This window comes from Runella limosa DSM 17973, from assembly GCF_000482465.1.
In the GTDB taxonomy this organism is placed as follows: domain Bacteria; phylum Bacteroidota; class Bacteroidia; order Cytophagales; family Spirosomataceae; genus Runella; species Runella limosa.
Genome location: NZ_KI519425.1, coordinates 175,855 through 192,288, shown reverse-complemented (window position 1 = coordinate 192,288; position 16,434 = coordinate 175,855). Strand labels below are relative to the sequence as shown.

12 protein-coding genes are annotated in these 16,434 nt (G+C 46.8%); all 12 read right to left on the bottom strand.

Annotation, left to right across the window (positions count from 1 at the left end):
* Nucleotides 1-30 precede the first annotated feature (30 nt).
* Nucleotides 31-1,290, bottom strand: coding sequence for a dipeptidase (locus K339_RS0123995; protein ID WP_028525881.1), 1,260 nt, complete (start codon nt 1,288-1,290; stop codon nt 31-33).
* A gap of 191 nt (nt 1,291-1,481) precedes the next feature.
* The gene (locus tag K339_RS0123990; RefSeq protein ID WP_028525880.1) at nt 1,482-2,942 is read right to left on the bottom strand and encodes a SusD/RagB family nutrient-binding outer membrane lipoprotein; all 1,461 of its coding nucleotides are present in this window, start codon (nt 2,940-2,942) and stop codon (nt 1,482-1,484) included.
* Nucleotides 2,943-2,990: 48 nt separating this feature from the next.
* A complete protein-coding gene (locus tag K339_RS0123985) occupies nt 2,991-6,095 on the bottom strand; it encodes a SusC/RagA family TonB-linked outer membrane protein (protein WP_028525879.1) in 3,105 nt (1,034 codons plus the stop codon).
* Nucleotides 6,096-6,751: 656 nt separating this feature from the next.
* The gene (locus tag K339_RS0123980; RefSeq protein ID WP_028525878.1) at nt 6,752-7,486 is read right to left on the bottom strand and encodes a Bax inhibitor-1/YccA family protein; all 735 of its coding nucleotides are present in this window, start codon (nt 7,484-7,486) and stop codon (nt 6,752-6,754) included.
* Nucleotides 7,487-7,569: 83 nt separating this feature from the next.
* A complete protein-coding gene (locus K339_RS0123975; RefSeq protein WP_028525877.1) occupies nt 7,570-8,385 on the bottom strand; it encodes a sulfate/molybdate ABC transporter ATP-binding protein in 816 nt (271 codons plus the stop codon).
* The gene (gene modB / locus K339_RS0123970; RefSeq protein WP_028525876.1) at nt 8,382-9,047 is read right to left on the bottom strand and encodes a molybdate ABC transporter permease subunit; all 666 of its coding nucleotides are present in this window, start codon (nt 9,045-9,047) and stop codon (nt 8,382-8,384) included. Before modB ends, K339_RS0123975 begins: the two co-directional genes overlap by 4 nt.
* Nucleotides 9,047-9,808 (bottom strand): molybdate ABC transporter substrate-binding protein, encoded by a 762-nt coding sequence (modA, locus tag K339_RS0123965; RefSeq protein WP_028525875.1) that lies wholly within the window; start codon nt 9,806-9,808, stop codon nt 9,047-9,049. The genes modB and modA overlap by 1 nt, the downstream gene beginning before the upstream one ends.
* A gap of 31 nt (nt 9,809-9,839) precedes the next feature.
* Nucleotides 9,840-10,931 (bottom strand): cytochrome-c peroxidase, encoded by a 1,092-nt coding sequence (locus K339_RS0123960; RefSeq protein ID WP_028525874.1) that lies wholly within the window; start codon nt 10,929-10,931, stop codon nt 9,840-9,842.
* A 45-nt stretch (nt 10,932-10,976) separates the two neighbouring features.
* Nucleotides 10,977-11,471 (bottom strand): molybdopterin-dependent oxidoreductase, encoded by a 495-nt coding sequence (locus K339_RS0123955; protein WP_028525873.1) that lies wholly within the window; start codon nt 11,469-11,471, stop codon nt 10,977-10,979.
* A gap of 286 nt (nt 11,472-11,757) precedes the next feature.
* Entirely contained in the window at nt 11,758-13,179 is a 1,422-nt protein-coding gene (locus K339_RS0123950; RefSeq protein WP_028525872.1) for a Gfo/Idh/MocA family protein, read from the bottom strand.
* A gap of 71 nt (nt 13,180-13,250) precedes the next feature.
* Nucleotides 13,251-14,324 carry a hypothetical protein gene (locus K339_RS0123945; RefSeq protein WP_028525871.1) on the bottom strand — a complete coding sequence of 358 codons (1,074 nt, stop codon included), beginning with the start codon at nt 14,322-14,324 and terminating at the stop codon, nt 13,251-13,253.
* A 48-nt stretch (nt 14,325-14,372) separates the two neighbouring features.
* Entirely contained in the window at nt 14,373-16,430 is a 2,058-nt protein-coding gene (locus tag K339_RS0123940; protein WP_028525870.1) for a beta-N-acetylhexosaminidase, read from the bottom strand.
* Between the last annotated feature and the right edge of the window lie 4 nt (nt 16,431-16,434).

The following is a 16,434-nucleotide window of genomic DNA, read 5'->3' as shown; positions in this document are numbered from 1 at the left end:
TTTTCATTTTCGTTGTTGTCTCACTTACTTTTATTTCAGGCTTACTTCGCCCGTTTTTCCTTTTTCTACGGCTTTCATCACACGGAAAAAGTTGCCGCTCCAAATTTTTTCAATGTCTTTTTTTGAATAACCACGACGTACCAGTTCAATCGTCATGTTTTCGTATTGGCTTACGTCGAAACAGTCGGCCAAGGCACCTCCTCCGTCAAAATCAGCCCCCATTCCTACGTGGTCGATACCGATGAGCTTCACCATGTGGTCGATGTGATCAATGGCATCTTTGACCGTGGCCAACTGAACAGGGAATTTTTTGTTCAATTCCATAAAATCAGCCCGTGCTTTTTGTTGTTCAGCTTCGGGCAAGGTCATCATGCCACGACGGTCTTTAATATTGTATTTGGTATATAATGCCTTCATTGCCGCTTCTCTTTCGGCACTTGGTGGAATAGTTTTCACGTAATCACTCAACAAATTGAGTTGAACAACACCGCCGTTTTTGGCCAATGCCTTCAACATATCGTCGGTGAGGTTACGTGGGTGATTACAAACAACCCGTGCTCCTGAGTGCGTCGCCACTACGGGCACTTTCGAGAGACGAACGACGTCGTAAAAAGTAGAGTCTGACACGTGCGACACGTCAATAATCATCCCCAAACGGTTCATTTCTTTCACTACTTGCTCCCCCAACGGGCTTAAACCTTGGTATTCCGCTCCTTTTGGGTCGGTTGACGAATCACAGATGTCGTTGTTGCTCGAATGGCAAAGCGTCATATAACGCGTACCCAAGTCGTAAAACTTCTGCAACATTCCCAAATCATGGCCGATGGTGTAGCCATTTTCTACCCCAATAAAAATCGCACGTTTGCCCGTTTTACCAATCTTAATGGCCTCTTCAGGCGTTGTAGTCAAGGCGGCCATCGAGCTCGTATTTTTTAGCGAAGTATGAACCGCATCAAAAATCTCCAATGCCCGTTTTTTAGCCGTTTCGTGGCCTTCGGGCGTGCGAGGGCCTTGACCCAAATAGACCGCAAAAAAGATGGCATCTAGCCCTCCGCGTACCATGCGCGGGTAGTCAACCTTGCTGTTGGTGGTGCGTGCGTCATTGTCTTTGGTAATGTCAAATCCTCCGCGGGCCAGCAGCATCGGCGTATCGGCGTGCGTATCTAGCGTGAAGGCTTTGTCGTGGATTTTTTTTGCTTTTTTCAGCAAAGCCGCGTCATCTTGTGCCGAAACGGTAAAAGTCGCCGCCGCCAAACAGGCAGAAAGGGTGGAACGGAAAAGGTATTTCATAGGAATGGTTAAATAGTTTATTGAGAAACAAGTGAACAATCAAAAATACTCAAAAGCTTTTGTTCTACTACGAAAAAACTATTTGCGCCCCAACACAGCGTCGAGGCGCAATAGCTTGACCCAAACTGTCATTTGGGTCAAAAAAGGCGCTGCGTCTCTGACGCAACTATGCCAGGGACAAATACCTCGAATTACTTGGCAAACCAAAGTTTTAGCTTCATGTCGTTGACGCCTCCCTGGGCTTTCAAGGCAGTACTAAAATTGGTATAGTTCAGTGATTCTTCCGAGCCTGGGTACGGCAAACGCGTTGGAATGACGCCGCCATTTACGTTGATAACCGCTGGTTTCAATTCAGGAATACCCGTACGGCGAAATTCTGTCCACGCTTCAACACCTTGCCCGTACATCGCAATCCACTTTTGTTCCATGATTTGTTTATAACCATCAGCTCCTGTTTTAAGCACATTGGCTGCCAAATAATCCGCACTGACGGTTAGTTTATATTGGCTATGCGACGCCGTGATGGCATTCGTGTAGTTAGTAGCCACGTCGCCCGCTGCCGTGATGCCTTTATAGGCCATTTCAGCTTTGATAAACAACAATTCTGAATAAGACATAATCACGCCTGGTGCCGTCGCGCTCACGAAGTACGCGCCTACTTTCGAGGTTTTCGATAAGCCCAGTGTGTTGGCATCCGCGTTTGAAAGTCCGTTCGGAACGCCTTTATAATCACCGCCATCGGCAGGTTTATCGGCATACACCGCCAAGCGCGCATCTTTCAACGCCGCCAGCTTATTCACAAGCGTAGCACTTACACGGTGGTCGTCGCGCGTTTTGCGGTTTTGGTTGATGGGATTATTGTTATTGGTGGCGTCAATGTAGTTCAATTGAATATTTTCTGACACCGACCCAATCACTGGGTACTTAGCAGGGTCTCCCAAAATTCGGTTGATTTCGGCTTTTACATCAACCCCCGCGTCGGTTTTACTCAACATCCGATTCAACAAACGAAGGCTCAACGAATTGGCAAATTTTTTCCATTTTGTGACATCATTGGCAAACAAAATATCACCCGCAATCGCCTTGGTTTTGTCTGTGGCATCAATCATGTCATTGGCCGTTTTGAGGTCTTTGATTAAGCCTGCATACACGTCTTTTTGGGTGTCATACGCAGGCTGTAACTCGCCTTCCAGCCCTTGAAGCGACTTAGAATAGGGGATGTCTCCGTAAATATCCGTCAATAATGAAAACACCCACGAGCGCATAATGATGGCCACGGCTTGGTAATTGGGGTTTTTAATCTCCGCCCCCATCTTATAAATACGTTGATAATCGGCCAAGGCTTCGATGTGGAAAGTCTGCCAAGTATCGCTATACACACTGCTTGAGATAGAATACTGGTCGATGTCGGTGTATTGGATTCGCGCCCAATACTGCGGAATTAAATTGCCAATATCCATTCCCAACGAACCACCCCAATAGGTATCAACAGCACTCTGGATGCCGTGCGGCAAAAACAGGTCAGCCGTTGCTGTGGCTGGGGCATTGGGATTGGTATTCATTTCGTCAAATTTGTCGGTGCAAGCCGAAACACTCAGCATCACCGCCGCCAACGCGGCTTTGTATCGGAAAGAAGAAAAAAGTCTTTTCATTGTCGTAATAGAAAAAATTATGTGATAGGTCAGACGATAGTCAGACCTTTACAAGCTAAAACTGATGTTGAAACCTACCGAACGCGTCGTTGGGATTTGACCATTTTCAATTCCTTGTAAGTTGCCATCGTTGTAGAAACTCGTTTCAGGATCAATGTGTGGCACGTTACTGTGAATCAACCAGAGGTTACGGCCTACAACCGATACTGTAATATCACGAACAGGCAATTTTTTAATCAACTGATTGCTAAGTACGTAGCTCAATCTCACTTCGCGAAGTTTTACGTAGCTGCCATCAAAAATAGTTCCTTCGTTGTTGGTCAACGCGTAGTATTTGTGGTGCCATTCTTCCGACGAAATCTTGGTTGTGTTTGGTACATACACAGGCTCTGTAGCCGTTCCTGTATTTACTACACCTTCTCCGACGATACCCGTTTCACGTCCTAAAACGGTTTCTGCTAACACCCCTGTATAACGTCCGATGTTGACACTTTGCGAGAAGATATCACCGCCGTATTTTACGTCAATCAACGTACTCAATGACACGCTCTTGTACGTGAACGTATTCTGCAAACCTCCCAACCATTTTGGCGTGAAACTTCCTAAGATACGGCGGGTAGGGTTGAGCGTTGGATAACCACTTTTGTCGTAAATGATGTTTCCACTTGGGTCACGGGCAAAACCTTGTCCAAAGAACGTACCGTAAGGCTGTCCTACACGCGCTTCAATCGTCATCCCGCGAACAGTACCTAAAGTATAGGTTGTTAAGCCATCTGCCAATTCGATTACTTTGTTTTGGTTACGCGCCCAGTTAACTGCCACATCCCACTGAAAATCACCCACTTTCACAGGCGTAGCACTGAGTTGTACTTCAATTCCTTTATTTTCGATTTTTCCAGCGTTCAACAATTTAGAGTTAAAGCCCGTTGTTTGAGAGATATTAACATCTAAGATTTGGTTCGACGACTGCTTGTTATAGTACGTTACATCCAAACCTACGCGGTTGCGCCAAAACTTAAATTCTGCCCCAATTTCGTACGAGTTTGTCAATTCTGGTTTGAGCGAAGCGTTCAACATCGCGTTGTTTTCTGACAACGTAGGCGTGCTCCCCCACGGGTTTTCGTACTTGTAAGCTTGAATCAATCGGTAAGCATCGGTATCGTTACCTACGCGAGCAATCCCTGCGCGTACTTTAGCAAATGACAATACGGGTGAGTTTAAGCCCAAAATGTCGGTTACAATGGCACTCAATGCCGCCGATGGGTAGAAATATGAGCGGTTGTTGGCAGGCAATGTACTCGACCAGTCGTTTCGTGCTGTCAAATCCAAGAAAAGATAATTGCGGAATCCGAAGTTAGCCGCGGCATAAACACTATTTACTGCTTTTTCAGAGAAAGAGTTTTCGGCCACTTTGGCTTGGCGTGAGTTACCCAAGTTCCACACGCGTGGAATGGCTAATTCGGTCGCTCCCATGTAATTACGTTGGTAATAATTGCTACGGTGGTTGGCTCCCACGTTGGCTGATACGTCAAAATCACCAAACTTATGCGTTGCGCTCAACAATACATCCGAGTTCGATTCCCGAATAAAAATTTGTTCTTCGTTGTAGCTATCGTACTGTTTGGCGCCGTTGAGGTTGTCGATACGAGCTGCATTTTTGGTTTTGCGACGATCAATGTACACATCCGTTCCTGAACGGCCCGTCAAGGTCAACCAATCGTTAAACTTGTAGGTAGCTGCCAAGTTTCCATACACACGGTCACGTTGGTTAAATTTCGTACTCAAATTCAACACGTAGTACGGGTTAGTCCAGTAGTTGTAGTTCCAGTTGTACTGGTAAATGCTGTTGGGTGATTGGTAATTTTTCAGCTTCTCCATATCTACTTGGCGACCAAACCAGATGAAGTAAAGTCCCCAGTTGGTGCGGTTGTCGCTACCGTCCACTACGTAGTTACCCGTCGCACGAATGCTCAATTTTTTGGTCAAATTCCAACCCGCGTTCAAAGATACCGTACGGCGTTTGTAATCGGTGTTTGGCAAAATCCCTGTTTGGCTCAAGTTGGTAAACGAAAGGCGGAAATCTCCTTTATCGTTGGCTCCCGTGATGGCAATGTTATTGGTGTAGGTTTTACCTGTTTCAAAAAAGTTGGTCACGTTGTCAGGATGTGCAACAAACGGAGTAGCCGTACGAACCCCATTGGCATCGAGCGGCGAATCAAACTGTGGAAGCAAACGTCCATCCAATTTAGGCCCCCAGCTTTCATCCACGCCATCGTTGACGCCTTTTCCTGTACCGTCCACGAACGAAAACAAACCTTTCGCACCTTGACCGTACTCATTTTGCCACTCAGGAAGGCGGAAAGGGGTATCAAATGCCGTATTTGAGTTGACCGAAACGCCAATACCTTTGGCACCTTTTCCACTTTTAGTAGTAATCAAAATCACGCCGTTGGCTCCGCGAGAACCGTACAAAGCCGCCGCGCTTGGCCCTTTCAGTACGCTTACGTTTTCAATATCATCGGGGTTAATCGACGCCGCGCCGTTTCCGTAGTCAACGCCCGTTCCTGAACCGTAGTTACCGTTGTCGATGGGCACACCATCCACCACAAAAAGCGGCTGGTTGTTGCTACCAATGGAGCTAGTACCACGAATCAAAATCCGTGACGAAGCCCCTGGCGCACCGTTTGAACCCGTAATTTGTACCCCAGCTACTTTTCCAGCCAAGGCATTGACGAAGTTGGTGGTACGGGCTTGTGTCATTTGTTTTCCGCTTACCTCTTGCACCGAATAGCCCAAGGCTTTCTTTTCGCGGGCAATACCCAAGGCAGTGACAACGACTTCGTTCAAAATGGAGGCATCTTCAACCATCGTAATGTTGAACGAAGTTTGCGAGCCAATGGCCAGCTCTTGGGGCTTATAACCGATGAACGAAACCACTAGCGTAGTGGCACTAGGAGGAGCGGAGAGACTAAACTCCCCCGTAGAACTGGCCGAAGTACCTCGGTCAGTACCTTTGATGACAATACTGGTTCCAGGGAGTGGAGCACCGTCTTTGTCAAGGACCTTTCCTTTTAAAGCGCGGTCTTGTGCGTGACTGACCAAGCATGTTAGCATCGCACCTACTAAGCAGAGCGTAGATAAAAACTTTCTCATGGGCAAACTATATTAAGTTATTGGGTAATAATGGTAATTTTCCAATAATTCTCTCACATTCTTATAACGAACAAGAGAGGCTTAATTCTTACATAGTTGCGGCCATTCAGAATTAAAATACGTAATTACAAAGAGCGAAAAATCTTTTGTTGCTTGGCAATAAGCATGCACAAGTTTATGGCAAATAAGAATATTTTCCAATGATTATTTTAAATAAAGTAAAATTTTCAAACTAATTATTGGTTAAATTATATCTATTAGTAATAAACAAAACAGGAGTCAATTAGCGAAAAAAAGAAAGCAAGAAAACTACTCAAGAAATATAACTATTTCACTATTCTCCACTTACTAAGTTTCAAACAAAAAACAGGTTAAACGCATAAAAAAAGTAGCCTCAGCGAGGCTAAATCTTAGTAGAAAAAGGGGGTAAAGGCCATCCCAAATCCCCATCGGGGCGGCCGTCGCTCGGTGACATCTTTTACCGAGCGGCGGCTGCTCCGATGGGGATTTGGGGGGATTTGATTCATTTTTCTACTAAGATGTAGCTCCTCTGGAGCAATCAATAGACACTCTATATTTTAATGCGTTCAACATGAACAAAAAAAGACACAGAAGTTGCCTCCTGTGTCTTTTTTATGTTTGTAAAAATTGAACGCCTAGTCGCGACTTGAGAGCTTGGATAACAAGCGAAGCACTTCTATGTACAACCACACGATAGTAACAATCATCCCAAATGCGCAGTACCATTCCATGTATTTGGGCGCGCCATAAGCAGCACCTTGTTCGATTCTGTCGAGGTCGAGTACTAAATTGAAAGCGGCTAACCCCACTACAAACAACGAGAAGCCGATTCCAAACCAGCCTGTGTCATAAATGAGTGGCATTTCGATGCTAAACATGCGTAATACCATGGCCACCAAATAAAAAATAGCCACACCCGCCGTAGCGGCCATCACCGTCCGTTTGAACGTGGGAGTTGCCCGAATGACGCCCGCCTTGTACAAACCGACCATCCCTGCCAAAATACCAAAAGTGAGCAACACCGCCGACAGCCCGATGCCTGGGTACATACTTTCAAATACCAACGTGATAGCTCCCACAAAAACTCCTTCAACCACGGCATAAATGGGTGCAAGCGTGGGGGCGAGGTGTTGTTTAAAAGCCAAAATGAGGGCAATCACAAAACCCGCGATTGCTCCGCCGATCGCCAAAGGCATGATAAGTGCAGGATTAGAGGCAAACAAAAACCAACTGCCTGCGGCAGAACCAATGACCAATGCGCCTAATAAAATGATTTTGTTGACTGTTCCTTGCACAGTCATAACACCTTGCCCAATACCTTCTTGGGCGGCTTTGATAAATGATTTTTCGGATAAGGTTGGATTCGCCATAGCTGAATGATTTTTTGTAAAAAACGTTTATTGAAGACAATTTATGCGGTTTTTGGGTAAAATCAAAGATTTTTCTCTTGGATTTAGATTCGCTTTTCCCAAAGAAGGGACACTTCATCACCCACTTTTAAGTCGTTAGGCCAAGCGGCAGCTGCTCCCAGACGAATCTGCATCGTATCGGTTTCGAGGTAGCCCTTCTCGCGGTCTAATTTTGTAATGATGCCCGATATCGGTGCTGATTCTGGCCCTTTCGCCTCGTCCGCTTTGACTCGCCCCCGCTCGATTTCAACCTTTCGGTCAGCCAACTGACGAATATCTTCTTGATTGTGAGTGACTAGCAACGTCGTCGTTTGGAATTGTTGATGCAGATGACCTAACACTTCCCGCAGGCTTTGGGCAGTAGTCGCATCCAAGGAAGCAAACGGTTCGTCCAGCAACAACACCTTGGGTCGTCGTACCAAAGCCCGCGCCAACGCTACTCGCTGCCGCTGCCCTCCCGACAATCCATCGGGCTTGCGCGCACCAAGCGACTCTAATTTAATCAATTCTAAAAGCTCATCAATAAAAGCATCTTTCGGAGAGGAGGCTGCGTACGCCAAATTTTCGCGCACTGTCATGTTCGGAAACAACGCGGCGTCTTGAAAAACAAAACCAATCGAACGCTTCTGAACTGGTAAGTTAATGCGCTGCGACGTATCAAGCCACGTTTCGCCATCCACAACAATACGCCCCGAGACGGGAGTTTCTAGTCCTGCCAGCAAGCGTAATAAGGTCGTTTTGCCAGCGCCAGACGCCCCATAAAAGGCCGTTAGGCTATTGCTTTCTAACGAAAGTCTGAGCTGCAATTCCCCAGAGCCATCGGCAAAAATACGGGGTAGGGTAAGGTCGAGTTCAATCATACGGTTAAGCGTTTATTGAACCGATAGACAAGTACTAAAATCACCAATGATAACACCAATAATAATGCGGCGTAGCCGTGGGCGGCGGCGTAATTGAGGGTTTCTACTTCGTCATAAATCGCGATTGATGCTACTTTGGTTTGCCCAGGCAAATTCCCTCCAATCATCAATACGAGCCCAAATTCACCAATCGTATGCGCAAACGACAACACAATTCCCGTCAACAGCGCAGGTTTGATGTTGGGCAATAGTACCTTCATTAAAGTAATAGACCGCGATTTTCCCAAGGTATAAGAGGCTTCTTTCCACGATGCGGGCAAGTTTTCTAATCCCGCTTGAATCGGATGTACCATAAAAGGCAAACTATATACCATCGAAGCCACTACCAAGCCTTCGAACGAAAAGATAAGACGGAGACCAAGGTTTTTTTCTAAAAATTGCCCCAACGCACTAGCTGGACTAAAAGTAAGTAAAAAATAAAAACCCAACACCGAAGGCGGGAGCACCAACGGCATACTAATAATCGCTTCTATCAGTGGTTTTATTTTGATTTTAGTGGCGGCCAACCACGCCGCTAACGGCACACCCACCACCAACAACAAGATAGTGGTAGTACCTGCCAAACGAAACGTAAGCCAAATCGGCTCCCAATCCATGTTCATCATTTTTGTGGTGTTGCGTCCGCTACTCGGTACCCAAACTTCCGAAAAATAGCGTGTGCGCGCTTACTAAACAAAAAATCATAAAAACGACGGGCAGCCACACTAGGTTCTGCGGTTTTCTTTTTAAGCAACACCACTCCCTGCGCAATGGGACTGTAGGTTTTGGGATCAACCTCCACCCAAGTACCTTGATTTTTGAGCGACGGGTCTAACACCACCGACTTGGCCGTAAAACCCACTTCCACTGCCTGCGAAAGAATGTATTGATTTACTTGAGAGATGCTTTCCCCCATTACCCACTTTTCTTGGGTTTTGTCAAAAAGGCGATAATGTTTGAGTGCCTCCTGGGCCGCAACTCCGTAAGGCGCAAGCTTGGGGTTGGCAAGGGCTATTTTTTTGATGGAAGGTTGGGTCAAAAACGACAAGTCTTTCGTAGGCTTTGTTGCTCCAATTGCCCAAACGACCAAAGCTCCGTAGGCATAAACCTTGGGAGCGGCGGTGGTTAGCCCTTCTTTAAAAAGCACATCGGGGTAGTGCATATCGGCCGACAAAAACAGGTCAAACGGCGCTCCTTGCTGGATTTGAGTGGTAATTTTTCCCGACGAATTGATGATGGTTTCTAGCTGAATGCCTGTTTGTTTCTCAAACACCGCTTCTAGTTCTTCCATCACAAACTGCGCATTGGCTGCCACGGCTACGCGCACAGTTTGGGCGTATAACTGCGGGCTAATCAGCCACAAAAACAAAAGTAGTTTCTTCATTAACTGGCTAAGTATAAACGCTATCGAATAATCATTTTTTCGTCTCAAACGGGTTTGAAAACGCGGGATTGGTAATAAATATCGAATCGGTGAGGGTATGCAAAAAAGCAATAATATCCTTTTTTTCGGAAGAAGTTAGCCCCAATCGTTGTTTTGTCGGTTCGTTGTGCGACGTGCGCAGTTCGTGACTAAGGTTGGGGCTAAAATGAAAGTGCTCATTGTAATGGTCAAGCACTTGCTCCAACGTATTGAAACGCCCGTCGTGCATGTAGGGTGCTGTCAGTGCGATATTCCGCAAAGTTGCCACTCGAAAACGGCCATTGTCCAGTTCATCGCCCGAAATTTCTTGCTTGCCTCGGTCAGCTACCGCAATACTGTCCAGGCCGTTGTTGTGAAATACTTCTTGCATCAACTTAGCTCCGCCGTGGCAATGGGCACAGTTTCCTCCCCGCACTCCGCGTTCGGGCGCAGCTCCTCGCATAAACAGTTCCATTCCTCGCCGTTCGGAAGCCGTGAGCGTGTAGTTTCCCTTCAACGAACGGTCGTAGGGTGAATCGGCCGAAATCAACGTACGTTCAAATTGAGCCAACGCTTTGGTTATCTGTTCTCCCGTGATAGATGATGTTCCAAATACCTGTCGGAAGAGCGAAGGATACCGAGTTGTTTTGGCCAACTCTTTTGCCGACACCTCCAGCGACTGCCCCATTTCGTCGGGGTGCGTCATGGGAAAAATCGCTTGATTTTCCAACCCGCTGACTCGCCCATCCCAAAACAAATTTTTGACCCACAACAAGTTAGCTAACGACATCGAATTTCGTCGGGTAGGTTTTCCTGAAACCCCTATGCTCAGTGGTCGCCCGTCCGAAAATGCCTTTGTTTGTTCATGGCAACTGGCACACGAAACCGTGTTGGTACTCGAAAGCAACGGCTCATAAAACAACATTCGACCCAGCGCTACTCCTTCTTCGGTCGTCGGGTTATCGGCAGGAATAACAAAACGGCTACCAAAAGACGAAGGATACTCCAGCTTATAGGGATGTAATTCTGCTTTCTTCTCTTTGGTTTCTACCCAAAAAGAAGAAAGAAAAACTGCCAACGCCACTAAAAGAGGGATGTTTCGCATTTTGTTTTCTTTGTTAGTTTGCGATTGTAGCGCAAACCAGCAGCCTTATTTTGCAAATCGAATTTCAATAGATTTTAACTCGCGAATCCAACGAGCGGGGCGTTTTTCGTCGGGTATCACTAGCCGAAAAGGACCTACTCCCTGGGGCAGCGGAGCACCATCCACCGAGTCGGCCACCAAAATAGTGCGGCCACTAAACTCGGCATCCACCTCGGCCAACGAAAACAGTACTTCGTAGCCATCACCTGCTTTGGCAATAATATATTTTGAGAGATTTTCACCGCGTAACTCTCCCCCAAGCGTCACTCCCGCTTTGCGAAGAATCGCCGTAAGCGGTACACCAGCATAGCGGTGCTCTTTGCCATCGCGGTCTTTGGCCGTCACTTCGATGCGTTCAAGCGACTGAAAATCAGATGATGTGAGCGACAAAGGCGTTTTTACTTCGCCCGTGACGGAAAGGGTTTGGGCAAAGAGCCCTTGGATGCCGATGACCGAAACCAGTATTCCGCTCAAAAGCAATTTTAGGAAAGCGTGTATCATTTTGCCGAAAGCGCTATTTTTTCAAAAATATAACGCTTTCGGCAAATTACCTAATAGAAAAGCCTTGGAAAGTTGTAGAAACTCTCCAAGGCTAAATGTAATGCCGAAAGTGATGCCACAGTCATGTTAGTGATGTGATGTCGGTTTCTCAAAACCGACACAAGAGGTTTCTCAAAACCTCGTGCAAAAATTCCTACAATACGACAAAGGTTACGCCTCTACCGACTACAAAGGTTATGCCTCTACCGAGGCTACTTTGAATTCCTTAAAACAAAGCTATCGAAGTTTACACTTTAGCTTTTGTTGTGCCGCCTTTTGTCATAGATATATCAACGGGGGCATTCGCTTTCCACGACCCACCCGTAAAATCAGGAACATCAATCGAATTGGAACGGTTGGCTACCGACCAGCCACTGAGTGGCGCGATGCTACTCCAAAGAGCCGCATCATAGACATCTTGGTCGAGCGGGAGACCGTTGCGGAGGCAATCAATTGTCCGCCAATCCATCAAAAAGTCCATCCCACCGTGCCCGCCAACGTTTTTGGCAACTTCGCCCATTTTCTTCACAATCGGCGGCAGGTATTTTTCTTCCAATACCTTGTATTCTTCCGCCGACATCCACTCGTGACCCGTCGAATAACGCGCAGGTTCGGGGTATTTTAAGCCCACCGCTTTGGTACCACTCACCAGTTGAATCCGTGAATACGGTCTTGGCGATGACACATCATACTGTACCATAATGGTTCGCCCTTTTTGGGTCTTAATCGTGGTGGTACTCATGTTGCCATTGTAGGATTTCCCCACGTAAGGCTTGTAAAAATCATCTTTAGCGGCGAGTTCTTTGGCCAAATTCCCCAACACAAAATCGTTGCTCGACATCGAAGTCAGGTAGTCCATTTTATCCCCCCGATTGATGTCCATTACTTGGCAAATAGGCCCCAGTCCGTGCGTAGGGTACAAATTACCTTTCCGCTGAAACATTTCTTGAAGCTCCCACAATTGGTAAAAATGGGTTTTGGAAAAAACGTGCGTTTGCAAATTGTGGATATAGGCTGCTTCGCCGTGGATAATCTCCCCAAAAAAACCATTGCGGGCCAAATTAAGCGTTAATAGCTCAGAAAAGTCATAACAGCAGTTTTCGACCATCATGCAATGCTTGCGCGTGCGCTCCGAGGTATCGACCAGCTGCCAAGCTTCTTCAATGGTTTTGGCGGCGGGCACTTCTACGCATACGTGTTTGCCATGCTCCATCGAGAATACCGCCATGGGCGTATGAAATGCCCAGGGTGTGAGAATGTAGATGAGGTCTAAATCGGTACGTTCGGCCAATTTTTTCCAGATTTCGGGGTTGCTATCGTAGGTTTGGGGGCGGTGTCCCGAAGCTTCGACCAGTTTTTTGGCGGCGGCAGTTTTCTCAGAACGTAAATCGCACAAAGCTTTGATTTCGACACCTTCGATTTTGTTTAATCGCTCTACAGCCCCCATCCCGCGATTTCCTAAGCCGATAAACCCAACCCGAACTACGTCCAACTTAGGGGCGGCGTAGCCACTCATGTTGAATTTCTGCACGCGCTTGCGGTCAGCTTGCTCGCGTACTTGCGCCCATTCTTCGGGGCTATTGGCGTAGGCGGCAAAGGGGTTGGAAGCAAAAAGTCCAAGTCCAGTCGCACTTGCCGTTTTTAAGAAATTTCTACGATTGTTTTCCATGCTACAAATGTTTAGCCTCTCCGAGGCTTTTTTTACCATTCATTTCTACTCATCTTTCGCCGCTCGCTTATTTAAAATATACAATCCCCGAGGAAAGCGGGTTGGTAGCCTTTTTCGGTTGCCCAGCGCACACAGGCCACAACGCGGTCACGAAAATCGGGTTGATAAGCTTCGTAAAAGGGATAGAAGTATTGTTCGTGTACCAAAAAATCGACGTACGGTGGCTGTCCTGACGGAAGGTTTGCGTAATTATCCAAGTGCGGAACAATATCGGGCAACTCTTTTTTATCAATCACAATGCTACTCCGAATAAACGTGATGCCTTCTTGCGTGTCGTGCCACACAAAGCGTTTTTTCAGTTGACGACGTTGCTCTACCGCAAGATAATACGAAACGGGAGGCAAATCGTCGTCCACGTTGAAATACCCCAACTGACCTATATACCCCGCATCACGGAGCGCGCGCGAGCCTTCGACCGTGGCTTCGCCCCAGTGTAGCGTGGTAACAGGCCCCATCACAGCCTCACCCGCAAAGCGTCGAATTTCATTTTTGACCGTTTCGCAATCGTCGGCTACTTGTTGGTAGCCTGCGGTGCGGTACGGCATGTCGGGAAACTCCCCTCGCGCGTGAAAACTCAACCGCAACCAATCGGCGTTGGCTGTCCACTCAGGTTTGAAGCGGTCGGTTAGCTGCGACAAGTTAAAACCGTCGGTTTCGTAAAAAAGATTGAGGTGGATTTTTGTGCCGTATTCGTCGTGTACTTGTTTTAGAAAGCCCAAATACGGATTATCAAAAATCGACGTATAGTTCGCATCGTTTTGATGAATATCGCGCAAAAACCAGACATTATCGTCAATCGACAAACGGTAATTCCCTGCAAAATTGGGCAGCCAAAAGACCTTGATTTGGGCACTTTCTCCCGTGGTCATATTTTTTACTTCTACCGTATTTTGGTAGTCGCGAAACGTCACCAACGCTTCAAAAACACCTTCACGTTCTTGGGCTTCCACGCCATTGATAACAATAAAATGCTGCAACGGCGCTTTTACTTTTACCGTCGTTTGGAGCGCTCCTTCTACTACCTGTCCGTCCCAGCCGTGAAGCATATCGCCTTCTATGGGACTGATAAATTCTATGTTTTTCATGGTTCTAACCTATAAATGGATAATGCCAAACGGCACCTATTCAATTACTTAGAAATCAGGATTAAAGACCTCTATAAACGACTTTACAGGTGCATCTTTTTGGCGTTGAATCTGGAAATCAACTACTTTCAAGTGCAATTTTCGCCACAAGCTATACTCCACGTCAAAACGCCCTAAAATGCTATTAAGACGATACGGCATACATTCCGACAGCCACGCCGTTTCGTATTCTCGTTTGAGTTCGCCCGTTTCGTCCATGGCATCCACCAGCAAACTATGGCAAGGGTACGTCAAATCATAAATAACGTAATCTTCCTTTTTCTTCATCACCATGGCATAATCCCAGCGATCGACCACCGTACGCGCCCACATAAACCGCATGGCTGAGTAATTGATTAATCGAGCCGATACGAGCAATGAATTGGCAAATTCGCGTTCGGTTTTTGACGCTTTTTTGAGAGCTGCTATCAAATTGGCTTGCGCTTCTTCGCTGTACTTACGAACTTCCCTAAAATCGGCCATGTGCGCCTCGGTGTTCGCCAAATAATAGGCCGAAAAGGGATTCGACCACGCTTCAACCAGCGTTCCCCGTGGCATACTTTGGGTGTTTTTTCCCAAACATTTTTTCAGGTATTCAACCGACGTGGCAATATTCTCAAACGCGTCTCCCATTTCTTGGGCAATGTTGGGATAGACAAGCGACGCATATTTTCGGGAAAACTCCTTTTGATTGGGCGATTTACCTTGCCAAGCCGAAATGCACCCATAAGCCATAAACATCCACGACGACCGCACAAACGGCTCCACCGAGTCGGTCCAGACAGAGGTGATAAAACCTAACGTTTGGTGACGTAATCCTGCCCGCAAACACAAGTCGATGTTGTCGTATGTATAGCCCGCTTCGGGATAAATGTGCCCCCAACCCGATACCGCAGGCTGAATGAAAAAAGGCCTTTTTTCGTCCAAAACGGGGTTTAGGTAATGGTAGGTAGCAGCCGAATCGGGCGAATATTGCCAAATAACGGGGATGACATCGGCAGGGAATTTCTTGATAATGTCGGGATAAAACGAGCTCATGTCGGTCCAAGCCAAGAGCGTTTTTCCGTATTTTTTGAGTTCTTCACTCACGAAGGTCAGTTGTTGGATGTACAACGCTTCGGGATTAAGGCTTTTCTCCTCCGTACTGTTGAGGCGTTTGGTTTCCCACGTTTCATCAAAACCAACGTGAATAAACGGACTTTTGAACAACGCGGTGTACTGTTTGATCCAGTTTTTGAGCAACTCTTTCACGCCTGCGTTGCGGGGATCCATCTCGTGTCCGTAACGCCCAATCGCCAGCGACGCATACTTTTCATTTCGAATGAGTTCGTGCAAATGCCCGTAAAAATTGACGAATGGAATCACGTCCATGTGCCGCTCTTGGGCATAGGCGATGATGCTTTTCACCTCCTCTTGGGTGTAATTGGCTTTGTAATTGAGGGTGGAATAGCCTTCTAATTCAATGCTTACTTCGTTGTAAAAGTAATACTGGTTGGTTTTCCAACGTGCCAAAAAATCGATTTGACGTTTGATTTCTTCCACCGTGAGCAAGCCTCCGTGGGCAAAATCCATCATAACGCCCCGAAAGGCCATGGTGGGTCGGTCGGAGATAGTAACAAACGGTAGTTTGTCTCCTCGAACCAACTGACGGAGGGTTTGCACCGCATAATACAGCCCCGTTGAGGTTTCGGCGTCAATCGTAATGCCACTGGCAGTGACGGCCAACGTGTATTGTTCACGAGTACTGCCTTTGGTTGCCTCATCGGTTTCGGGCAAAGTACGACCTGCTGTTTTTACGGTATAACGAATCTTTGACGAAGCGAGTGAGGAAGCCATTTTCAACGGCTTCCCACTCCGCTCACTCAGGGTTTGTTTTAATTCATTTAAGGCAAAAACAATGTCTTTTGGGGCCGTCGCAGGTACGTAAAGCGATATATTACTCAACGCAATCTCCCCCTGTCCGTACTGAATCGAGGCAGGTTCGGGATATAGTGTGGGACGCGATTGGGCAAAAATCCCCGCAAACGCCCAAAAGCAACTGCTTATTATCAGAATAAGGGATTTCATTTTC

Excerpts from the sequence above, each read along its gene's own strand:
- K339_RS0123940 (WP_028525870.1), bottom strand. The coding sequence starts at position 16,430 with ATGAAATCCCTTATTCTGATAATAAGCAGTTGCTTTTGGGCGTTTGCG.
- K339_RS0123950 (WP_028525872.1), bottom strand. The coding sequence starts at position 13,179 with ATGGAAAACAATCGTAGAAATTTCTTAAAAACGGCAAGTGCGACTGGA.
- K339_RS0123960 (WP_028525874.1), bottom strand. The coding sequence starts at position 10,931 with ATGCGAAACATCCCTCTTTTAGTGGCGTTGGCAGTTTTTCTTTCTTCT.
- K339_RS0123990 (WP_028525880.1), bottom strand. The coding sequence starts at position 2,942 with ATGAAAAGACTTTTTTCTTCTTTCCGATACAAAGCCGCGTTGGCGGCG.
- modB (WP_028525876.1), bottom strand. The coding sequence starts at position 9,047 with ATGAACATGGATTGGGAGCCGATTTGGCTTACGTTTCGTTTGGCAGGT.
- K339_RS0123980 (WP_028525878.1), bottom strand. The coding sequence starts at position 7,486 with ATGGCGAATCCAACCTTATCCGAAAAATCATTTATCAAAGCCGCCCAA.
- K339_RS0123985 (WP_028525879.1), bottom strand. The coding sequence starts at position 6,095 with ATGAGAAAGTTTTTATCTACGCTCTGCTTAGTAGGTGCGATGCTAACA.
- K339_RS0123995 (WP_028525881.1), bottom strand. The coding sequence starts at position 1,290 with ATGAAATACCTTTTCCGTTCCACCCTTTCTGCCTGTTTGGCGGCGGCG.
- K339_RS0123975 (WP_028525877.1), bottom strand. The coding sequence starts at position 8,385 with ATGATTGAACTCGACCTTACCCTACCCCGTATTTTTGCCGATGGCTCT.
- K339_RS0123945 (WP_028525871.1), bottom strand. The coding sequence starts at position 14,324 with ATGAAAAACATAGAATTTATCAGTCCCATAGAAGGCGATATGCTTCAC.
- K339_RS0123955 (WP_028525873.1), bottom strand. The coding sequence starts at position 11,471 with ATGATACACGCTTTCCTAAAATTGCTTTTGAGCGGAATACTGGTTTCG.
- modA (WP_028525875.1), bottom strand. The coding sequence starts at position 9,808 with ATGAAGAAACTACTTTTGTTTTTGTGGCTGATTAGCCCGCAGTTATAC.